The 21,021-nt window shown below is 57.0% G+C and carries 20 protein-coding genes; 5 read left to right on the top strand and 15 right to left on the bottom strand.

The genetic code is table 11. The features are described 5' to 3' along the window. Window positions 1–10: 10 nt before the first annotated feature. Window positions 11–1,051: a patatin-like phospholipase family protein gene (locus MHM86_RS01870; RefSeq protein WP_239195160.1), complete on the top strand. Its 1,041-nt coding sequence runs from the start codon at window positions 11–13 to the stop codon at window positions 1,049–1,051. Between the two features lie 10 nt (window positions 1,052–1,061). Here MHM86_RS01870 and MHM86_RS01865 read toward each other — a convergent pair whose 3' ends face one another. From MHM86_RS01865 to MHM86_RS01855, 3 genes are all read right to left on the bottom strand, one after another. Then, window positions 1,062–1,751 (bottom strand): DUF502 domain-containing protein, encoded by a 690-nt coding sequence (locus MHM86_RS01865; protein ID WP_239195158.1) that lies wholly within the window; start codon window positions 1,749–1,751, stop codon window positions 1,062–1,064. Window positions 1,752–1,863: 112 nt separating this feature from the next. Further along, on the bottom strand, window positions 1,864–2,781 hold the full coding sequence (locus MHM86_RS01860) for a pseudouridine-5'-phosphate glycosidase (RefSeq protein ID WP_239195156.1): 918 nt from the start codon (window positions 2,779–2,781) through the stop codon (window positions 1,864–1,866). Continuing rightward, on the bottom strand, window positions 2,778–3,683 hold the full coding sequence (locus tag MHM86_RS01855) for a PfkB family carbohydrate kinase (protein WP_239195154.1): 906 nt from the start codon (window positions 3,681–3,683) through the stop codon (window positions 2,778–2,780). The genes MHM86_RS01860 and MHM86_RS01855 overlap by 4 nt, the downstream gene beginning before the upstream one ends. 387 nt (window positions 3,684–4,070) lie before the next feature. Between MHM86_RS01855 and rpsB the strand changes: the two genes are divergently transcribed. Together rpsB and tsf are read left to right on the top strand one after the other, a co-directional pair. Then, window positions 4,071–4,841, top strand: a complete 771-nt coding sequence (rpsB, locus tag MHM86_RS01850) for a 30S ribosomal protein S2 (RefSeq protein ID WP_239195153.1) — start codon at window positions 4,071–4,073, stop codon at window positions 4,839–4,841. Between the two features lie 78 nt (window positions 4,842–4,919). Beyond that, complete coding sequence (tsf, locus tag MHM86_RS01845; RefSeq protein ID WP_239195152.1) at window positions 4,920–5,798, top strand: translation elongation factor Ts; 879 nt, start codon at window positions 4,920–4,922, stop codon at window positions 5,796–5,798. 556 nt (window positions 5,799–6,354) lie between these two features. Here tsf and MHM86_RS01840 read toward each other — a convergent pair. Beyond that, a complete protein-coding gene (locus MHM86_RS01840; protein ID WP_239195151.1) occupies window positions 6,355–7,110 on the bottom strand; it encodes an autoinducer binding domain-containing protein in 756 nt (251 codons plus the stop codon). Between the two features lie 696 nt (window positions 7,111–7,806). Further along, window positions 7,807–9,027 carry an acyl-CoA dehydrogenase gene (locus MHM86_RS01835; RefSeq protein ID WP_239195150.1) on the bottom strand — a complete coding sequence of 407 codons (1,221 nt, stop codon included), beginning with the start codon at window positions 9,025–9,027 and terminating at the stop codon, window positions 7,807–7,809. Window positions 9,028–9,134: 107 nt separating this feature from the next. Between MHM86_RS01835 and MHM86_RS01830 the strand changes: the two genes are divergently transcribed. After that, window positions 9,135–10,055 (top strand): LysR family transcriptional regulator, encoded by a 921-nt coding sequence (locus tag MHM86_RS01830; protein WP_239195149.1) that lies wholly within the window; start codon window positions 9,135–9,137, stop codon window positions 10,053–10,055. A 77-nt stretch (window positions 10,056–10,132) separates the two neighbouring features. Here the strand turns inward: MHM86_RS01830 and phoB are convergent, their stop codons facing one another. The 10 genes from phoB to MHM86_RS01780 form a co-directional block, all read right to left on the bottom strand. Beyond that, window positions 10,133–10,822 carry a phosphate regulon transcriptional regulator PhoB gene (gene phoB, locus MHM86_RS01825; protein ID WP_239195148.1) on the bottom strand — a complete coding sequence of 230 codons (690 nt, stop codon included), beginning with the start codon at window positions 10,820–10,822 and terminating at the stop codon, window positions 10,133–10,135. A gap of 3 nt (window positions 10,823–10,825) precedes the next feature. Beyond that, entirely contained in the window at window positions 10,826–11,542 is a 717-nt protein-coding gene (gene phoU / locus MHM86_RS01820) for a phosphate signaling complex protein PhoU (RefSeq protein ID WP_239196872.1), read from the bottom strand. 29 nt (window positions 11,543–11,571) lie between these two features. Continuing rightward, window positions 11,572–12,369 (bottom strand): phosphate ABC transporter ATP-binding protein PstB, encoded by a 798-nt coding sequence (gene pstB, locus MHM86_RS01815; protein ID WP_239195147.1) that lies wholly within the window; start codon window positions 12,367–12,369, stop codon window positions 11,572–11,574. Between the two features lie 25 nt (window positions 12,370–12,394). After that, window positions 12,395–13,741, bottom strand: coding sequence for a phosphate ABC transporter permease PstA (gene pstA / locus MHM86_RS01810; protein ID WP_239195146.1), 1,347 nt, complete (start codon window positions 13,739–13,741; stop codon window positions 12,395–12,397). Further along, window positions 13,738–15,210: a phosphate ABC transporter permease subunit PstC gene (gene pstC, locus MHM86_RS01805; protein ID WP_239195144.1), complete on the bottom strand. Its 1,473-nt coding sequence runs from the start codon at window positions 15,208–15,210 to the stop codon at window positions 13,738–13,740. The genes pstA and pstC overlap by 4 nt, the downstream gene beginning before the upstream one ends. 99 nt (window positions 15,211–15,309) lie before the next feature. Beyond that, entirely contained in the window at window positions 15,310–16,359 is a 1,050-nt protein-coding gene (locus tag MHM86_RS01800) for a substrate-binding domain-containing protein (protein WP_239195142.1), read from the bottom strand. A 422-nt stretch (window positions 16,360–16,781) separates the two neighbouring features. Further along, on the bottom strand, window positions 16,782–17,837 hold the full coding sequence (locus tag MHM86_RS01795) for a cell wall metabolism sensor histidine kinase WalK (protein ID WP_239195139.1): 1,056 nt from the start codon (window positions 17,835–17,837) through the stop codon (window positions 16,782–16,784). 33 nt (window positions 17,838–17,870) lie between these two features. Beyond that, window positions 17,871–18,398 (bottom strand): gamma carbonic anhydrase family protein, encoded by a 528-nt coding sequence (locus tag MHM86_RS01790; RefSeq protein ID WP_239195137.1) that lies wholly within the window; start codon window positions 18,396–18,398, stop codon window positions 17,871–17,873. Beyond that, window positions 18,395–19,054 carry a guanylate kinase gene (gene gmk / locus MHM86_RS01785; protein ID WP_239195135.1) on the bottom strand — a complete coding sequence of 220 codons (660 nt, stop codon included), beginning with the start codon at window positions 19,052–19,054 and terminating at the stop codon, window positions 18,395–18,397. Before gmk ends, MHM86_RS01790 begins: the two co-directional genes overlap by 4 nt. 6 nt (window positions 19,055–19,060) lie before the next feature. After that, window positions 19,061–19,951: a YicC/YloC family endoribonuclease gene (locus MHM86_RS01780; RefSeq protein WP_239195134.1), complete on the bottom strand. Its 891-nt coding sequence runs from the start codon at window positions 19,949–19,951 to the stop codon at window positions 19,061–19,063. Window positions 19,952–20,250: 299 nt separating this feature from the next. Here MHM86_RS01780 and MHM86_RS01775 point away from each other — a divergent pair, with 299 nt between their 5' ends. Beyond that, on the top strand, window positions 20,251–21,003 hold the full coding sequence (locus MHM86_RS01775; protein WP_239195133.1) for a PAS domain-containing protein: 753 nt from the start codon (window positions 20,251–20,253) through the stop codon (window positions 21,001–21,003). The last annotated feature ends 18 nt before the right edge of the window (window positions 21,004–21,021 follow it).

Genomic DNA, 21,021 nt, shown 5'->3' with positions numbered 1-21,021 from the left:
GGGCACAGATATGAAACGGATCAATCTGGCCCTTCAGGGCGGTGGTGCGCATGGCGCGTTCACGTGGGGTGTGCTCGACACAATCCTTCAGGATGAAGATGTAGAGATCGCGGGTATCACAGGCACCTCTGCTGGTGCGATGAATGGCGCGGCGTTGAAAGCGGGACTGCTGCAGGATGGGCGCGACGGCGCGATCCGTATGCTGGATTGGTTCTGGGACCAGTTGGGGGGCAGCAACCTGCCTGGCCTTGATCTGTGGCTTGGGGCCTTGCCGCCCGGGTGGGTGTCGCATGGGATGGAATTGAGCTGGCCCTTTATGGCAATGGACATGCTGCAAAGCATGACATCGCCCTACGCAATGGGCCCGCTTTACAGCCATCCTCTGCGCGGCACTGTGGATCAGCTGAGTTACGATTTGGTCTGTGCGGACGAGGGTCCGGCGTTGTTTGTCTGTGCCACCAATGTGCGCACCGGCAAGGCACGCGTGTTCCGCGGGACAGAGATTTCGACAGATGCGCTTTTGGCCTCGGCCTGCCTGCCGACACTGTTCCAGGCGGTGGAGATGGTCGACCCCAAGACCGGCACCAAGGAAGCCTATTGGGATGGTGGTTACACTGGAAACCCTGCACTGTGGCCACTGTTTGATCGTGCGCTGCCAGAGGATGTGGTGATCATCAACATCAACCCGTTGCGGCGCAATGAGTTGCCGATCACCCCGCGCCAAATTAGCAACCGTATCAATGAGATAAGCTTCAATGCGTCGCTGCTGAGTGAACTGCGCGCTGTGGCTTTCGTGCAGCGCCTGATCGCACAGGGCACGCTGCAGTCAAACGATATGCGGGATGTGAAGGTGCATATGATCGCAGATGATGAGCTGATGAACAGCCTGTCTGTTGCGACCAAAAGCTGGCCGATCCCGTCTGTTCTGAAGCAGCTGAAAGAGGCTGGCCAGATCGCGGCCAAGCAATTCCTTACTGCACATAAGGACGACTTAAACACCCAATCGACCGTCGATCTGGCGCAGATGTACAGCCATATCGTTCCGGATTAGATGTTATAAATCAATCCTTTGCGATTTGACTTGGATCTTTTTCATTCGGATAGACCAGACCGGCGGAAATTACCAGCTTCGCCGCATCCTCCACGCTCATTTCCAATTCCATCACATCTTTGCGCGGAAAATACAGCAGAAAGCCTGAGGTGGGGTTTGGCGTGGTCGGAACGAAGACGCTGAGCAGATCGTCATCCTCACCACCGGCACGCTGCATGATCTCTCCCTTCGCGGGGGTAGAGACGAAGCCGATGGCCCAGATTCCCTTGCGTGGATATTCGATCAGACACGCGCGCTCAAAGCTGCGTTCGGACTGGGCGAACACGGTTTCGGCAATCTGTTTGACGCCAGAATAAATCGACCGCACGATCGGCATGCGATTGACGATGCCTTCGCCGAACCGGATCAGCGACCGGCCCATCAGGCCCTTTGCGATCCAGCCGACAATCACTGTGAACAGCAAAAAGAAGACAATCCCGACACCGCGCAGATTGACACCAAGGTAGGGCTGCGGCTTGAACTGATCAGGCACCAACGGCAGTACAAAACTGTCAACCCAACCTGCAAACGTCCAAAGAAACCAGATCGTTAGCGCCACTGGTGCAATCACCACAATACCCGTCAGAAAGGACGATCGCAGCCGCGCAAAAATGCTGGGCTTGCGGACAAGGGGAGTGTTTTCGTCAGAAGGCGTGGTCATAACACAGTCGGGTCGCGATTATTTCAGATGCTTCCGACTAGTTAGGAATTTTCCCCCGTTATCACAATGAAGGATTACGCATCACGGGGGAAAACTTTGATTTTATGTGCGTTTAACGCATTTCTTTGGCGATTTCCGCCCCCAGACGTGCGTTGTTTAGCACCAAGGCGATGTTTGCGATCAACGAGCGACCCTCTGTTAACTCATAAATCCGCTGCAACAGGAAGGGCGTGACCGCCTTGCCGGTAATGCCCTGCGCGTCGGCCTCTGCGGTGGCCTGCTCGATGATCGGGTTCATTTCTGCCTGCGAAATCTCTTCCTCAGCCGGAATGGGGTTGGCGATCAATTGCCCGCCGGGCAGGCCCAGCTTAGTGCGCATTTTTTGAGCTTTGGCGATTGCCGCCGCATCGTCCAGTCGCAATGGAGAAACCAACGGTGAAGTGGCCGACCAGAACGCAGGAAAACTATCCTGACCGTAAGTAATCACTGGAACCCCTTGAGTTTCCAGCACTTCCAACGTTTTGGGCACATCCAGAATGGCCTTTGCACCCGCTGCCACAACAGTCACGGGGGTGGCAGCCAATTCCATCAGATCGGCGGAGATGTCAAAGCTGTCCTCAGCGCCCTTATGCACGCCGCCAATGCCACCAGTGGCGAATACATGAATGCCTGCCAGATGTGCGGCGATCATTGTTGCGGCAACTGTGGTGGCACCTGTGCGGTTCTCAGCCATGATCACCGGCATGTCAGCACGGCTGATTTTGGCGACGTCTTTGGCTTGCGCCAGATCCTCTAGCTGCTCATCGGTCAGGCCCGCATGCAGCACACCGTTTAGCACAGCAATTGTCGCAGGGACGGCACCGGCTTTGCGGATTTCCTCTTCGACCATGCGGGCGGTTTGCAGGTTTTGGGGGTAGGGCATGCCGTGGGTGATGATGGTGCTTTCCAGCGCCACCACCGGCTGACCGGTGGCCAATGCGTCGGCAACTTCAGGTGAAAAGGTCGGGGTCAGAGCCTGTTTTCTGCTCATGAGGGGAGTTCTCCGGATACGTATATTGCGGCAGCTTCCAATGCACGGGTCAGGGCCACGTCACGGGATGCACCGTTGATTTCAGCGGCCATGTGAGCGGCCATAAAGGTATCACCCGCGCCGGTGATGCGGGTGACCAGCACCTCTGGCGGACTGGCGGTTATGACGCCCTCGGCACTGCCATCGCTGCAGGATTTCGCACCATTGGTGACCAAGGCGCGTTTGGCACCGCGGGCAACCAGTGCGCCCGCAGCCTCGTCGGAGGCATCAAACGACTGCTGGCACAGCAGCCCCGCCTCTTCGAGATTCACATAAAGCGTTGCCCGACCATGACGCAGGAACGGCAACAGCCGCTCTGCTTTGCCCGGCGATGCGGGCGCGACGCGCAAATCGGCACGCGCAAAGGCAGGATCGGTTGCGATCTCTTCCAGCAGCGCGTGGGTCAGATTGCCGTCCAGCGCAATGGTTCCCTCATACGGGACCTCGGTGGTGCCGAGCGGCCCGTCGCGCAATGGCGTCAGGATACGCGCCCCCGCCGCTTCCAGCGAATGGGCATCCGCAATGGCAGCGATCAGGCCATTGGCGCCCTCGATCGCCATATATTGATCGGTCGGCAGATCGGGCGAACGATAAGCGTGGGTGGTGTCCACACCCAGACGGGTGCAGGCAGCCATCAATTCCTCACCCTCGGGGTCGGTACCGATGGCGGTGAGAGCAGAGGGCGCCAGCCCGAACCGTCTCAATGCCATCGCAATATTCATCGCAACCCCACCGGGAATGCGTTGGATGCGGCCAGGCACATCAGAGCCCGTGCGCATTGCAATTGTTGCCCGACCCACAACATCCCATAGGACGGAGCCGATGCACAGGATTTCCTGTTTGTTTTCTGTTGATTGATCCATGCCTGTTGTCACCTTGACAGTAGGGGTTCACGCTAAGGGTCGTGGGCAAAGCACCCGCACCCTTTCCGCTGGTTTGACTGTTGGATCTGTTGTATCAGTCAGCAGGCGAAGCGTCACACCATAGAGAGATTTCCGATGGCCTCAAGCGGGTTTTTCTAGGGTGCCTAGACCGGACCAAAGGGGCCGCACCCGGCAACAGCGCGATTAATTTGCGGTTTCCGGTCATTTTCTGGCCATTTGGAATTGCCAATGCCGCCAAGCCGGTTTATACGCGCGTCACTTCACAGGCGGGGTTGGGCCTTGCAGGGAGACATCCTGCACAGGTCCGCCGGTTGGGCGAATGCCCTTGAAAGCCCCGCTTAGGCATAAACCGGAAAGGAACTAGACATGGCTCTTCCCGAATTCACTCTGCGCCAGCTGCTGGAAGCCGGCGTTCACTTTGGTCACCAGACCCAGCGTTGGAACCCCCGCATGGGCGAGTACATCTACGGCTCGCGCAATGGCATCCACATCATGGATCTGACCCAGACCGTTCCGCTGCTGGATCAGGCTCTGAAAGTTGTACGTGACACCGTTGCCAAAGGCGGCCGCGTTCTGTTCGTAGGCACCAAGCGTCAGGCCGCGGGCCCGATTGCTGAAGCCGCAGAAAAATGCGCGCAGTACTACATGAACCACCGTTGGCTGGGCGGCACGCTGACCAACTGGCAGACCGTTTCCCAGTCGATCAACCGTCTGAAAGAGATCGACGAGAAGCTGGCATCGGGCGCCGAAGGCCTGACTAAGAAAGAGCGCCTGAACATGGAACGCGACCAGGGCAAGCTGCAGGCTTCGCTCGGTGGTATCCGTGACATGGGCGGCGTTCCTGACCTGCTGTTCGTCATCGACGTAAAGAAAGAGTCGCTGGCCATCGCTGAAGCCAACAAACTGGGCATCCCGGTTGTGGCTGTTGTGGACACCAACTGCTCGCCCGCAGGCGTTGACTACATCATTCCCGGCAACGACGACGCGGCCCGCGCGATCGCTCTTTACACCGACCTGATGAGCCGCGCTGCTCTGGACGGCATGTCGGCACAGATGGACGCCGCTGGCGTTGACCTGGGCGCTCTGGAAGAGGCCATGGTCGAAGAAGTTGCCGCCGAAGCAGGCGCCGAAGCGTAAGCTTCGTCATCACAGTGACACGGGGCGCGGCTAAAGCCGCCCCCGGACATTTCATTTTATACCTAAGGAGATTCTCCCATGGCGATCACTGCAAAGATGGTGAAAGAACTGCGCGACTCGACCGGCGCAGGCATGATGGACGCGAAAAAAGCGCTGACCGAAACCGATGGCGATATGGAAGCAGCGGTTGACTGGCTGCGCACCAAAGGTCTGGCGAAAGCCGCCAAAAAATCCGGCCGTACCGCCGCTGAAGGTCTGGTTGGCCTGTCGGTAGAAGGTGGCAAGGGTGTTGCCGTTGAGGTGAACTCGGAAACCGATTTCGTTGCGAAAAACGCTGATTTCCAAGAAATGGTAAAAGGCATCGCAGCCGCAGCCATCAACGTTTCCGACGTTGAAGCACTGGCTGGTGCGGACATGGGCGGCAAAACCGTTGCTGACACCATCACCGACAAAATCGCTACCATTGGCGAAAACATGTCGCTGCGCCGCATGGCATCTGTTGAAGGCGATATTGTTGCCTCCTACGTGCACAACGCAGCCACCGCTGGCCTGGGCCAGATCGGTGTTCTGGTTGCCCTGAAAGGTGGCGACGAAGCGTTCGGCAAGCAGGTTGCAATGCACATCGCAGCCGCAGCCCCGCTGGGCTTGGGCGAAGCAGACCTGGATCCGGCCGCTGTTGAAAAAGAGCGTCAGGTTCAGATCGACATCGCCAAGGAATCGGGCAAGCCCGACGCCGTGATCGAAAAAATGATCGTTGGCCGCATGAAAAAATACATCGCCGAAAGCACCCTGCTGGGTCAGGCGTTCGTTGTGAACCCCGATCTGACCGTTGAAAAAGCGGCTGCAGAAGCTGGCGCTGAGATCCTCGGCTTCGTGCGTCTGGAAGTGGGCGAAGGCATCGAGAAAAAAGAAGAAGATTTCGCAGCCGAAGTGGCCGCAGCTGTCAAGGGTGCCTAATTTGGCCCGACAGACCTGAGATCAACACTGATTTCAGAATCTTTACGACAGACGCCCTGCGCAATCGCGCGGGGCGTTTTCATTTTGGGGCAGGGTGCAGGGAAGGGCGGGTACAGGTTCCGCTTCACCAAACGGCTTGAAGAAACGACCGCGATAAAAGAAAACGGCGCCGCTTATAAAGCGACGCCGCCTCTATTAAACCGGCTGCCCCCCAAGGACGATTGGGGATGAGCTGGGGAGCTTCCGATACGCCAACTGCATACGACCAATAAGTATACAGAGCAGCAACCAGCAAGCTGGCCGGGTCATTCACGTCTAATATCCAACGTTTCCAACCCTTGGTCCCATTAATTAACCACTCACGGAACTGTTGGTAGAATGCACTTTTTCGTCATTAAGTGAAAGTAGGGATTTCCGTACCTTGCGCTCAGTCTCAGGCTGTTAATCTTTATTTGCTCGCAATTATAGAATGAAAATACCGTATATTCTCAGGAGGATAAGGCGCACCTTTACGTTAACCACCTTCCATACCAGCCAGACATGGTGCGCAACGATATCATGCCTCAACCACGAACATCTGGTTTTGTAGCGAGGCCTTCAAAACTGCTTGCGCCGTGGTCTCAACTTTCAAGGAATCCCGCGCCAAACGCAGGTGTTTTTCCACCGTCGCCGGCGTCAACCCCATCAACAACGCAATATCCTGTGTGGTTTTCCCGTCACCGACCCATTGTAACGCTTCGCGCTGCCGACGGGTCAGCGTCTGGTTCGGACGCGCGTAGGGCAGGGTCATTATCTTCAGATGGCAGAGGTTATTCATCACCAGAATATCATCGCCATGTTCGGCCCAGATCGCATCCACTTCATCCTGATCCAAACCCGGCCGCGCAGTCAGCGCAATCGCCCCCTTAGCCCGTGGAGAGATAGAGCGGAAGCTGATCGAATAGCCCGCAGTAATCTGCATTTTTTTGTTAAACTCGAAGACCTTGCGCTCACTGTCAGTCAGCACGTTCTGGTCAATCATATCCGTCATCATCCGCCAACTGGCAGCGCCTTCATTATCTAGCGCCCATCGAAACATCGGTCCGTTGAAGTACAGACCTTTGCCCAAAAATTCTTCCAGAAACGACGCATCATGATTGGTCAAAACAATAAAGTCATCCGGATCGCCCAACGATGTTGATGTGCGGAAATGGGTAAAGCCATAGATCAAACGATCAAACCCATAACTCGCCATCTTGCGCGTATGCATGTCCCACAGCTCTTCAATGGATTGCGCATTGGTCAGAGCCAGGAGGTATTTGCTCGTTTGCATACCAACCTCAAGTAATCACATCCCCAGAGTCCGCGCCGAAATTTCGCAGGCCCCTAGAGAGTATGCTACAGCTTTCTATCAGAGAATGTCGAGACGATGTTGCACAAATCGGTCTGCGTCCATCACATGGGTAGTGTATATTTAACATAATACCAATTATGAGATATTTATACGAACTTGGTTGCTAGATCATACCCTAACTGGATCTGTGCTATTTTCGGGCTGTGCATGCCAAAAGTCGCTATCAGAACATAAAATTCACCTCCACCCACAGTGCATGAAGAATTTTAACCACTTGTTTATACTTTAAGCATATGACCAATCCATAAAGCGATTTTACCGCGCCGTTGCGCAAAGTAAGTTGATGGATGGTATCAACGCCCAAGCGACAAAATGGGATATTGGTCAATGCTTTACACCCTGGTGTTTATATTATGTACCCCAATCACCGATGGGCCACAAAGCTGTACCGAAATCTGGCGCGAACCCGGCTTCCAATCCAGTCTCGCCTGCCGTCAATATGGCCACATTAAACGTGCAGAATATCGTCAGACCCAGCCCACCGCTGAAAATCTGGTGCCACGGGCGACCTGTGTTTGGGATCCGGACGCCATCACAACGCAGGTTTCACGTTGACACCTCACACAAAAACGGACGCCGCAGCGCCCGTTTTCGAAGCTCAAATCACAGCATGGATCAGAAGAACGCCTGCAAACCGGTTTGTGCGCGCCCAAGGATCAGCGCGTGGACGTCATGGGCGCCCTCGTAGGTGTTCACGGTTTCAAGGTTCACCATGTGGCGGATCACACCGAACTCCAGGCTGATACCATTGCCGCCGTGCATATCACGGGCGTGGCGTGCGATTTCCAGCGCCTTACCGCAGTTATTGCGTTTGACGATGGAAATCATCTCCGGCGCAGCTTCGGCGCGGTCCATCAAGCGGCCCACTTGCAGGCTGGCCTGTAGGCCCAGTGCAATCTCGGTCTGCATGTCAGCCAGTTTCTTCTGGAACAGCTGGGTTTGGGCCAGCGGCTTTTTGAACTGGTGACGATCCAGACCGTATTGGCGCGCCGCGTGCCAGCAGAATTCAGCTGCCCCCAGTGCGCCCCAGCTGATGCCGTAGCGAGCGCGGTTCAGACAGCCGAACGGACCTTTCAGACCTTCAACATGCGGCAGCAGCGCGTCTTCACCAACCTCAACGTTGTCCAATACGATCTCACCAGTAATCGAGGCGCGCAGCGACATTTTATTGCCGATCTTGGGGGCGCTCAGGCCTTTGGCACCTTTTTCCAGAACGAAACCGCGGATTTTGCCACCGTGCGCCTCGGACTTCGCCCAGACGACAAAAACGTCCGCGATCGGACTATTGGAGATCCACATTTTGGACCCGTTCAGCACATAGCCGCCGTCAGTTTTCACAGCGCGGGTTTTCATACCAGCAGGATCAGAGCCGGCGTCAGGCTCCGTGAGGCCAAAACAGCCGATCCATTCACCGGATGCCAGTTTGGGCAGATATTTCTTGCGCTGTTCTTCGCTGCCGTAGGCATAAATCGGATACATCACCAGAGAGCTTTGCACGGACATCATCGAGCGGTAACCGCTGTCCACACGCTCTACTTCACGGGCCACCAGACCGTAAGCCACGTAACCGGCGGCGATCCCACCGTATTCCTCGGGAATTGTAGACCCCAAGAGCCCCATAGCCCCCATTTCACGGAAGATCTCTGGATCAGTCTCTTCGTTCTCAAAGGCAGACAGAACACGCGGTTGCAGTTTTTCCTGACAATAGGCCGCCGCGCTGTCGCGGATCATGCGTTCATCTTCGGTCAGCTGCTGGTCCAGTTTGAACGGATCAGCCCAATCAAAAGCCGAAAGATCAGGGGCATCTTTGGCGCGCAATGCAGGGCGGTCGGTCATTTGGAACTCCACTTCATGAGTATTTTGATCAATTTCCTCTTGGTTACACAGTGTTTTTCTCAGATAACAACAAGTGTTTGGCATTATGTCATGAGGAAAAGTCATACATGAGTAACCAGCACCTCACAGCTCGCCGTTATTTACCCTCGATTGCATCATTGCGTGCGCTGGAGGCGCTGGACCGTCTGGGAAGTGCAACGGCCGTCGCCGACGAGCTATCGCAAACACAAAGCGCGGTCAGCCGTCAATTACAAGCATTGGAAACGCAGCTGGGCACCACGTTGATCATTCGCGACCGCAAACAGATGAAGTTGACGCCAGCGGCCAGTGAATATGCCGCTAGCCTGCGGGAAGCATTAAACATCATCGCCAAATCCTCGCTCAAAGTGCAGGTCAACCCCGATAGCGGATCGCTGAATCTTGCCATTTTGCCGACCTTCGGTATGCGCTGGCTGGTGCCGCGACTGGCAGAATTTGCCAAGCTGCACCCAGAGATCACGATCAACATGTCGACGCGGATCAAATCATTTAGCTTTGCGGATGAACCCTTTGATGCAGCTCTACATTTCGGCGCCGGAGAACTGCCGGGCTGTGAGGCGCTACTGCTGAAACCGGAACATGTTGTGCCAGTCTGCGCGCCATCCTTGCTTGCGGGTGAGGTGGTGGCACACCCCCGCGATCTGCTGTCCCTGCCCCTTCTTCACATCGAAACCCGTCCCGATGCCTGGGCGCAGTGGTTTGCCAGCTACGGGGTTGAGGAAACAGCCATTGCAGGCACGCTCTACGATCAGTTTTCTACAATCACGCAGGCCGCCATTCATGGTTTGGGGGTCGCATTGCTGCCGGATTATCTGGTGGCGCAGGATCTGGCACAGGGTCGGTTGGTGCATGCCTATGGCGCGGCGACGCGGTCGCTGGGATCCTATTATCTGGTCTGGCCAGTAGAACACTCCCGCGATCCGGCGCTGCGGACTTTTTGTGAGTGGTTGGCGACGCAGGCAGAGGATGAAGACGCCCTGCCCAGATAAAAAGAAGGCTGCGGGAATACCGCAGCCTTATGCCATTTTATCATGAGACAAGAGAGGTAAGTCCCCTGCCCTTACCTCTAGCCGAGTGCGTAGCCTGCGCCACGCACTGTGCGCAGCGGATCGTTGCCGCCTGTCTTGGTCAGCGCCTTGCGCAACCGGCCGATGTGGACATCCACGGTGCGGGTATCGACGTAGATATCGCGGCCCCAGACCCGGTCCAACAACTGTTCACGACTCCAGACGCGGCCCGGTTTTTCCATGAAGGTGGACAACAGGCGAAACTCGGTCGGGCCAAGCTTTAGCGCGTTGCCAGCGCGGGTCACGCGGTGGGTCTCGGCATCCAGAATGATGTCATCATATTCCAGACGTTCGCCCACAGTGGCCGGACGCGTACGGCGCAGCTGCGCACGCACACGCGCCATCAGTTCGACCAGCGAATAGGGTTTGACCACATAGTCGTCGGCGCCAGTTTCCAGACCACGCACCTTGTCCACTTCCTCAGAGCGGGCAGACAGCATGATGATCGGAATGTTGCGCGTTTCATTGCGGGTTTTCAGCTGGCGACAGACCTCAATCCCAGACACAGAGGGCATCATCCAGTCCAGAACGATGATGTCAGGGCTCTCCTCGGCCACCGACATCAATGCCTCCTCGCCGTTTTCGGCCTTCACCACACGGAAACCTTCAGCTTCAAGGTTGTAGGCCAGCACCTCACGCTGTGCCGGTTCATCCTCGACCACCAGAACGGTTGGTTGACTGGCAGTCATGGCTTAGACCTCACCCAATTCCGCATCAAGCGAGGTTTTATCGCCCTTCGGGCGGCCATCCTCGGGCAGCGTGCCTTCAACCAGATAGACCACCTGTTCAGCAATCGCGGTCACATGGTCGCCCATGCGTTCGGTGTTTTTGGCGATGAAATGCAGGTGCATACAGGCGGTGATATTGCGCGGATCCTCCATCATGAAGGTCAGGAATTCGCGGAACAACGCGTTGTACATCTGATCCACTTCTTCGTCGCGCTGAATCACATCCCGGGCCAGATCAGCGTCACGTTGGATATAGGCGTCCAGCGCGTCCTTCAGCATCAGCTGGACCTCACGCGCCATGCGGCGGATCGCTGCGTGGCTGTCGTTAATCGGGGCCATCTGCACCAGAACGCCGGTCCGTTTGGCCATGTTTTTCGCGTAGTCCCCGATACGTTCAAGGTTGCCGGAGATTTTCATCACCGACAAAACGACCCGCAGGTCAGACGCGGCGGGCGAGCGCAGCGCGATCACCTGCGCGGCTGCCTCGTTGATTTGATTTTCCAGTGCATCAATGGCCCTGTCGCCGTTGCGCACCTTTTCAGCCGCCTCTTCGTCGCGGTCGTTCAAGCTTTGTGCAGCTTTCAGGATCGCCTCTTCGACCAGACCGCCCATCTTCATGATCTGCGCCTGAATGGTTTCCAGATCGCGGTCAAAGGCGGAGACGATGTGGCTTTCGTCCATAATGTTTTCGCTGTTCATGATACTAGTCCTTAACCGATACGGCCGGTGATGTAGCTTTCCGTGCGCGGATCCACCGGATTGGTGAAAATCTGACCTGTGTCGCCAAATTCAACCAGATTTCCGAGGTGGAAGAAGGCGGTTTTCTGACTGACGCGCGCCGCCTGCTGCATGGAGTGGGTGACGATCACCACCGCAAATTTGTGGCGCAGCTCGTCGATCAACTCTTCGACCTGTGCGGTTGCGATCGGGTCCAGCGCGGAACATGGTTCGTCCATCAACAGAACCTCAGGCTGGGTGGCGACAGCACGGGCGATGCACAGACGCTGCTGCTGACCACCAGAAAGACCGGTGCCCGGCGCATGCAGACGATCCTTTACCTCATCCCAGATCGCCCCGCGACGTAGGGATTTCTCTACGATTTCATCCAGATCCGCCTTGGTTTTAGCCAGGCCGTGGATACGGGGGCCATAGGCAATGTTGTCGTAAATCGACTTGGGGAACGGGTTCGGTTTCTGGAACACCATACCCACCTTGGCGCGCAGTTGCACCGGATCGACGCGCTTGTCGTAGATGTCTTCGCCATCCAGCAGGATGTCGCCCTTCACGCGGCAGATATCAATGGTGTCGTTCATCCGGTTCAGGCAACGCAGGAAGGTCGACTTGCCACAGCCAGACGGGCCGATGAAGGCGGTGACCGTTTTTTCCGGAATGTCGACAGAGACATCCTTGATCGCGTGGGTATCCCCGTAAAAGACCTGTACGTCTTTGGCGGCGATTTTGTTTTCTTTCTGGTCCAATGCGGCCTCCAGAGCAGGTGAGTCATACATGGCGAAGATCCCTTTCTCGCACGTATTACCAGCGACGTTCGAACCGACGGCGCAGGATCACCGCAATCGTGTTCATGGTCACAAGGAAAATCAATAGGATGATGATGCCGCCCCAGGCGCGTTCATAGAACGCCGGTTCGGCGCGTTTGGCCCATTCGTAGATCTGGGCCGGCATGGCAGAGTTCGGCGACAGCAAGCCAGCGCTGATGCTGTCGGGCGCATTCGAGGCAATAAAACCGATCATCCCGATCAACAGCAGAGGCGCAGTTTCGCCCAAGGCCTGTGCCAGACCAATGATGGTGCCGGTCAGGATCCCCGGTGCGGCCAGCGGCAGAACGTGGTGGAATACCGATTGCATTTTCGACGCGCCCAGACCCAGTGCGGCGTCACGGATCGACGGCGGCACAGCCTTCAGCGAGGCGCGGGTGGAAATGATGATCGTTGGCAGGGTCATCAGCGTCAGCACCAGACCACCGACCAGCGGTGCTGATTGTGGCAGGTGCATGTAGTTGATGAACACGGCCAGACCCAGAATACCAAACACGATAGACGGCACTGCGGCGAGGTTCGAAATGTTTACCTCGATCAGGTCCGTGATCCAGTTTTTCGGTGCAAATTCTTCTAGGTAGATAGAGGCGGCAACACCGATGGGCAGCGCCAGCGCCAGAACCACCAGCATCATAAAGAAGCTGCCCATCATCGACACGCCGATGCCTGCGGCCTCTGGCCGTTGGTCCGAGGCATCCGCGCCAAAGATGAAATCGGCGTTAAAGCGTTTCTCGACCACGCCAGCGGCAACCATCTGATCGACAAAATCCAGCTGCGCGGCAGAAATCTTTTTGTCATTCGCGATGCTTTCGCGGGTGACGCGGCCTTTCAGGTAGCCGTCAACGCGGCTGTTGGCCAGAAAGGTAAACTCTACCGTGGTGCCAATACGGCTCACGTCGTCCAGTACGAAATCGCGCAACTCAGCGGCCGCAGATTTCGACAGGATCGCGGCCATGTCTTTGGACTTCAGCTCTGTTTCCAGACCCAGTTCTTCGATCTTGGTCTCAAAGGCAGTCTTCAACAACGGCGCATAGCCGAACGTAGAGACCTTCTTGACGTCCTCAAGATTACGGTTGCCTTTTTTGTCCAGCTTGGCCTCGCTCAACTCGACGTTCAGCGACACGAAGGTCTGTTGAAACGCCCCCAGACCGTTGTTCAGGATGGTGCCAACCAGCACGACCAGAACCAGCAGACCGGCGGTGATTGCCGCGATACCGTAGGCCTTGAACCGGCGTTCGGCGGCGTTGCGTCTCTTGGTTCGCGCATCCGTTTTATGGATCGAGGTTTTCGGTGGCGTAGACGGGGTTTGCGAAATGTCGGTCATTCGTACTGTTCCCGGTATTTGCGCACAATGTAGAGCGCGAGGACATTAAGACCCAGGGTCAAAACAAAAAGCGTCAGGCCAAGGGCAAAGGCCACCAGCGTTTCGGGCGATGCAAAATCGCCGTCGCCGGTCAGCTGGCTGACGATACGGGTGGTGATGGTGGTCAGTGCCTCCAGCGGGTTAACGGCAAGGCGCGCGATGGCCCCTGCCCCCAGTACCACGATCATGGTTTCGCCAATTGCACGGCTGGCCGCCAGCAGGATTGCGCCAACGATGCCAGGCAGTGCGGCGGGCAGAACCACCTGACGGATGGTTTCCGATTTCGTTGCACCCAGACCATAGGATCCGTCGCGCATCGCCTGCGGCACGGCATTGATGATGTCATCGCTGAGCGAGCTGACGAATGGGATCAACATGATCCCCATAACGATACCAGCGGTCGCAACCGAACGCGCGTCAGACATCCAGTTCACCCCAAAGCTGCCACCTTCGCCAAACATGCTGAGGAGGAAGGGACCAAAGGTCACCAGCGCAAACAGACCGTAGACGATGGTCGGAATACCGGCGAGGATTTCCAAGAGCGGTTTGGCAAAGCCACGCACGGGCTTTGACGCATATTCTGACAGGTAGATCGCAGCAAACAACCCGATCGGCACCGCAACCAGCAGCGCTACGACCGAGATATACAGCGTGCCCCACAAAAGAGGCAGAATTGCCAACTCCGAGTCACCGCGGAAGTTCGGCGCCCAGACGGTGCCAAAGAAGAAATCTTTCCAGTCGTGCAGGCCGAAGAAGTTTACCGTTTCAAACAGCATCGAAAACACGATGCCCACAGTGGTCAGGATCGCCAGTGATGCGGCCCCAATCAGCAGCGCCAGAATGCCGCGCTCTACGACGTTGCGGGCGCGGTAATGTAGATTTGTCTTGCTGTAAGAGATGGCAAAACCCGCCACTGCGGCCAGCAGGACGATGATCGTCATCCCTGTTGTGCCGGTTGCGGTCATGGCGCGGTAGTCCTGCGCAGCCTGCAAAATTTCAGGACGAACGTCGCTGCCAAGGGCGACACCAACCTCGGCCAGCACCGTACGCACGTCGGTGGTTGCAGCGTCCAGCGATTTTGCATCTGCGGCACTCATAGCGCCGGAAGTGACTGCAAAATCAATACCCTCCGCGACACGCTTCACGTCGCTCATCACCAGATCCAGGCTGGATCCTTCGGTGATTGCGCTGGCAGGGATGCTGCCCGATACCGAACCATTGATCAGACTGGGCTGTACCAGCATCCAGACGCCAAAGATCAGCGCTGCAGGCACCAGAGCGCTCATCGCGACATTCATGCCATAGAAATTCGGAAGAGAATGCAGCGCCCGGCTATCGCCGCCCGCCGAAGCAAGCGCCCGCTGGCGCCCGAGGATGTAGCCGATCACCGATAGTCCGATCAGCAGTAAGACAAGCCACGAAACAGGCATGATCTCTCCGATTGTAGAGGTTGAAACATCTTGGGGGCTGCGTCGAAACGCAGCCCCCGTTTTCTTATCGATCCCTTGGAACCGATCTGGGGGCTGTGATTACATGCCCAGAGTTTTTTCGTCAGCGACCGCGCCTTGCGTGTCGGCCAGCTCGGGGTCGGCAACCAGACCGTATTCTGCCAGCGGGCCGTCGGAGCCTGCGATCTCATCAGCGATGAAGAATTCTGCGTATTCTTTCAGGCCGGGGATGACACCGATGTGGGCTTTCTTCACGTAGAAGAACAGCGGGCGCGATACCGGGTATTCGCCAGTTGCGATCGATTCAGTCGAAGGAACGATACCCGACATGGTGGCAACTTTCAGCTTGTCGGTGTTGTTCTCGTAGAAGGACAGACCGAAGACGCCGATGCCGTCTTTGTTGCTTTCGATGGAGGCCAGGGTTTCGGTGTAGTCACCGTCGATGTCGACCGATACGCCGTCGGTACGCAGAGCGATACAGGCTTTCTCAGCGGCTTTGTGCTTGGCCTTGTCGGTGTCGCCTTCAGCACCAGCGAGGAAGGCATCGAAGGCGCCAGTGGCTTCACAGCCAGCCAGAATGACTTTGTCTTCGAACACTTCACGGGTGCCGTGCTTGGTGCCGGGGATGTACGCGGCCAGATTCTGTGCAGGGTAGCTGGCGTTTACGTCGGCCCAGGTTTTGTTCGGGTTGGCAACCAGTGCGCCATCAACCAGAACCTTATCGGACAGGGCCAGGAACCAATCGGTCGGGGTGAATTCAAAGGTTTCACCCTGAATGTCAGAAGCAAATACGATGCCGTCGTAGCCGATGCGCACTTCGATGATGTCGGTGACACCGTTTTCGGCACAGGCTTTAACTTCTTTGTCTTTGATTTTGCGCGATGCGTTTGCAACGTCGACGGTGTTTTCGCCAACGCCTTCGCAGAAACGCTTCAGGCCAGCGGAGGATCCGCCCGATTCAACAACCGGGGTCGGGAAGTCGAAGTTTTCGCCAAAGGCTTCTGCTACGATCGACGCATAGGGCAGAACGGTGGACGAACCGGCTACCTGTACCTGATCACGGGCGGCAGCGGCGGTTGCGGATACGGCCGCGATGGCCAGGGTCGAGGCGGTCAGTTTCACGAACGACATGAAAAACTCTCCTGATTTCAGTCTCTGGGTCGTCCCCACGACGACCTCTGAAACGCATCTAAGCGTCTTGCGCGATGCTTTTGTGACGCTTGTGTAACAGCTGTATGACAGAGGTCGCCCTTTTCCGGGGCCACTGTCATACAAAGCCAAATAAAATAACCAAAATATTGTTTTTATTGCATAAATTTTTATTAGCATTATGCATTATTTGCGCGTCGAGATGGACGCAAACTGAAATAAATAGACAAATCAGGTTAGTTGTTGTGACACACTGCCGTGAAAAGCGCAGGACACACACCCTTTCGTAGGGGGTTTGTAACAATGACACTGAAATTCGAATCTCGAAACTGTGACGATGACGTGATTGCCGTGCTGAAACGGGGGAATTATGCCATCCGACGGCCTGACGTACTATTGCCGGATCATAGATCCAGCGGCAGCAATACGGAGAAGGTGCTGCCCTGCCCCTCCACACTTTGAATTTTTAAACGACCGCGATGGCGATTAACGATGTGTTTCACAATCGCCAGCCCCAGACCGGTGCCCCCCATTTCACGGGAGCGGTGGCTGTCGATGCGGTAAAACCGTTCGGTGAGACGCGGCAGATGCACCGCCTCAATGCCCGGACCACGATCAATCACATCCACCCGCACGCCTGCCCCCCGCAGAACCGGGTCGCGCGGGTTCTGTGAAAGGCGCAGGGTGACAGTGTTGTCGCGGCCGCCATATTTAATGGCGTTCTCCAGCAGGTTGGTGAACACCTGCCGCAGCTGATCATGATCGCCGGGAACGATCACGGGGCCATCTGGCAGCTGTCGGTCAATTGTAACATTCGCCTCCTCCAGAACTGGCCCCAGTCCGTTCAGCGTTTCAACCAGCAGCATGTTCAGGTCCAGCTGTTGCGACGGCCGCAGTCGCGCCTCTGCCACCACTTGGCTCAGCGATAACAGATCACTGACCAGACGGTTCATTCGGCTGGCCTCATTCGACATGATTGACAAGAAGCGGTCCCGCGCGCCCGCATCCGCAGCTGCCGGCCCTTGCAGGGTTTCGATAAACCCCATCAGCGCGGTCAGCGGCGTGCGCAGTTCATGGCTGACGTTGGCGACGAAATCACGGCGCATCTGGCCCATCGCCTCTGCTTGGCTAATATCCTCGAAACTGACCAGAACCCCACGGATTTCCCGCATGTCCACATAACCGCAGGTGACTCGGTAAGTCAGTTCATTGCGCACGTCCTGGCCCAGATAGCGCGCCTGTTGCTTGGCACGGGTCTGCTCGCAGCGTTCAATGGCTTCCAAAACGGACGGCTGCCGGATCACCGTGATAAGGTGCCGCCCAGACAACCCCTCTCCCAGCAGCGCCTCAACCTTGTCATTGGCACTAAGGATCCGGTCAGTGCCGACGATCAGCAGCGCCGGTTGCGGTAACGCCGCAAGAAGGGAATGCGCTGCAGTGATTTGATCCGATGGTCGCATGAGAAATAGGCCTTTATGAGGGGCAGAGAAGGTTCAGATGGGTTTCAGACCTGCGCGGAACCGGCGCATGTTGTTCTGATAGTGCAGCGCAGACCGCGTGAGGCCCGCAATGGCGGCTTCGTCCAACTGGCGCACCACCTTGCCCGGCGCGCCCATAACCAGCGAGCCATCGGGGATCTCTTTGCCTTCGGTGATCAGCGCACCCGCACCGATCAGGCAGTTTTTACCGATTTTGGCGCCATTCAGCACCGTCGCCCCCATTCCGATCAGGGAGTTATCGCCAATGACGCAGCCATGCAGCATCGCCTTGTGCCCGATGGTACAGTTCTGCCCGATGGTCAGCGGACAACCGGGATCGGTGTGCATCACCGTGTTTTCCTGCACGTTGCTGCCCTGACCAATGCGGATTTCCTCATTGTCACCACGAATAGTGCAGCCGAACCAGACCGATGCACCGCTTTCGACCACTACATTGCCAATCACATTGGCATCCGGCGCAATCCAGACATCGCCATCCTCAGCCAGACGCGGCGCAAGGCCATCAAGAGCGTAGAGTGTCATTGCAAATCCTCAAATTCGGCCTGAAGACTGCGCACATGTTCCATCAACGCAGGTTGCTGCAACCGGCGCAGGCGGGTGGCGGCGACGATGGTTTTCAGATCCTCTGCAGTCTTTTCCAGATCATCATTGACCAGCACATAATCATAACTGCCCCAATGACTGATCTCGTCCCAGCTTTTCTGCATCCGCTTGGCGATCACCTCTTCGCTGTCCTGACCTCGATTGACCAGACGACGGTGCAGTTCCTTGATCGACGGCGGCAGGATAAAGATCGACAGCGTGTGCGGCGCCAGCGAGGACTGGCAAATTTGCTGTGCGCCCTGCCAGTCGATGTCAAACAGCACATCTTCGCCCGCTTCAATCGCGGCCTGCACCGGCCCCTTGGGGGAGCCGTAGAAATTACCGAAAACATGGGCATGTTCCAGCATTTCGCCGTCCGCCACATCACGCTTGAAGTGATCTTCGGTCAGGAAGTGGTAATGCACCCCGTCCTCTTCGCCCGGACGCGGCTGACGGGTGGTGGCGGATACCGAGAAACGGATCGTCGGATCCCACTCGCGCAGGTGACGCGTCAGGGTGGATTTGCCTGCACCAGAGGGTGAAGACAGGATAATCAGCAGGCCGCGGCGGTTTTGGGTGGCCTCGGGGGCAGTCATTTTGGGTTACTCCACATTTTGGACTTGTTCACGCATCTGATCGATCACCGTTTTCAGGTCCAGACCAATGCGTGTCAGCGCAGTGTTCTGGGATTTAGAACACAGCGTGTTGGCTTCGCGGTTGAACTCCTGCATGAGGAAGTCCAGCTTGCGGCCAACGGGTTTTGTTACATTTAACAGATCACGCGCCGCTGCGATGTGCGCGCGCAGACGATCCAATTCTTCGGTCACGTCGGATTTCACCGCGATCAGCGCCATCTCCTGCGCCAGACGGTCTTCATCCATCGTGTCCACATTTTGCATTACGCGGGTCAGGGCGCTGCGCAGCACATCCTCCATCGCAACCTTGCGGTCGCCAATCGCAGCCTCTGCCTGATCGGTCAGCGTCTCAATCTCATCCACCGCGCGGGTCAGCACCTGATGCAGCGCCCTGCCTTCGGTGGCGCGCATGTCCGTGAAAGCCTGCAGGATCGCCGGAAATTCTGCCAGCAACGCGGCAGAGAGCGCCTTTGTCTCATCCTCGCTACTGGCCTGTTCCATTACGCCACGTTGGGCCATCAAATCAGCAGCCGTCATTGGGGCGAGTTCCACACCCTGTGCGGCGGCGCGAGCGGTGATCTGGGATAACGCGATCAGCGTGCTGTCCAGAACGGACGCGTTCAGCACTTGCACGCTGCCGGTTTCCTCACGTTGGATTCGCAGCGACAGCGTGACATTGCCACGGCCCAAGGCAGTCCCAAGCTGGCCGCGCAGAGCGGTCTCCAATCCCTCGATCCAGTCAGGCACCCGCAGGCGCAGATCCAGACCTTTGGCGTTTACTGACCGCAGTTCCCACGTCCAGCTGTGCGGCGCCAGAGCGCCCTTGCCTGAGGCAAATCCCGTCATCGACTGCAGCACTTGCGATCTCCTTCTGTTTCGCGCCCGTTATGGCCCTGTTGCGCGAGGTCGGGCAAGAGGATTGCGGCAGCAGGCAGTATTTATCTGTACCACTGTGGCGCGCCATTATGGCCGCGATTAACCAGCCCACCGGATTTAGCGCAAATTTGCAGAAAACTGTGACAGGTTAACTCATCAGTAACCTTTGCTGCGTTAAGGATTCTTTAACCACCATCAGCGATGAGGCTGACACCTGATCCGCTGCGCAGACTGGGGGACATATAATGGGCGTAACGGATTAGGGTCGCAGAATGTTTAACATGAGCAAAGCAGCAGCGCAGGGCGCAGCGACAGATCGGGGGAACGTGCTAGAGATGACACCTTTTTTGAACTCAGGACACTTCCCCGAACTGGCGGAGCTGGACGCCTATTGGCACGCCAAACGACGGGCCGATCGGGGCACCGCAGGCTTGCCTGCGCGTGCCGATATTGACCCACGCGGTATTGTCGGCGCGCTGGCAAACAGTTTTATCCTTGAACGGCTAGAGGAGGGCATGTTCCGCCTGCGTTTGGCAGGACATGCGCTGAACGATCTGATGGGAATGGAGGTGCGCGGAATGCCCCCCACCGCTCTGTTTTCCAATCGCCACCAAGGCGAACTCAACACCTTATGCGAGGCGGTCTGCACCCAACCCGCGCTTTTACAGGCGGAGGTCAGCGCCACCCGTGGCCCCGGCAAGCCTGCGCTGGAGGGACGGCTGGCGCTCTGGCCGTTGCTGGATGATCAGGGCTACACAACGCGCCTTCTGGGCGGGATCAGTTACCGCGGTTCTGTGGGGGCTGCACCGCGTTCGTTGCAACTGGTGTCGCACCGGCTGCGGATGCTGGAAACAGCCAGCATTTTGCCGCCGCCATTGCCCGCACCTTATAAGACAAATACTGCCACGTCTGCCGACCCAACGCCTGAAGGTTTCGCCGAAGGCCCCCTGCCCTTCGGTCATGCCACCACGCGCGACGCATCTAAACGCCCCAGCCATCTGCGACTGGTGAGCGAGACAAAACCGAAAACCTAGCGCGCTCAAAAATGAAAA

The organism is Thalassobius sp. Cn5-15 (assembly GCF_022347685.1).
In the GTDB taxonomy this organism is placed as follows: domain Bacteria; phylum Pseudomonadota; class Alphaproteobacteria; order Rhodobacterales; family Rhodobacteraceae; genus Thalassobius.
The sequence above is the reverse complement of the archived record's forward strand: the minus strand, read 5'-3'. Positions and strand labels throughout refer to the sequence as shown.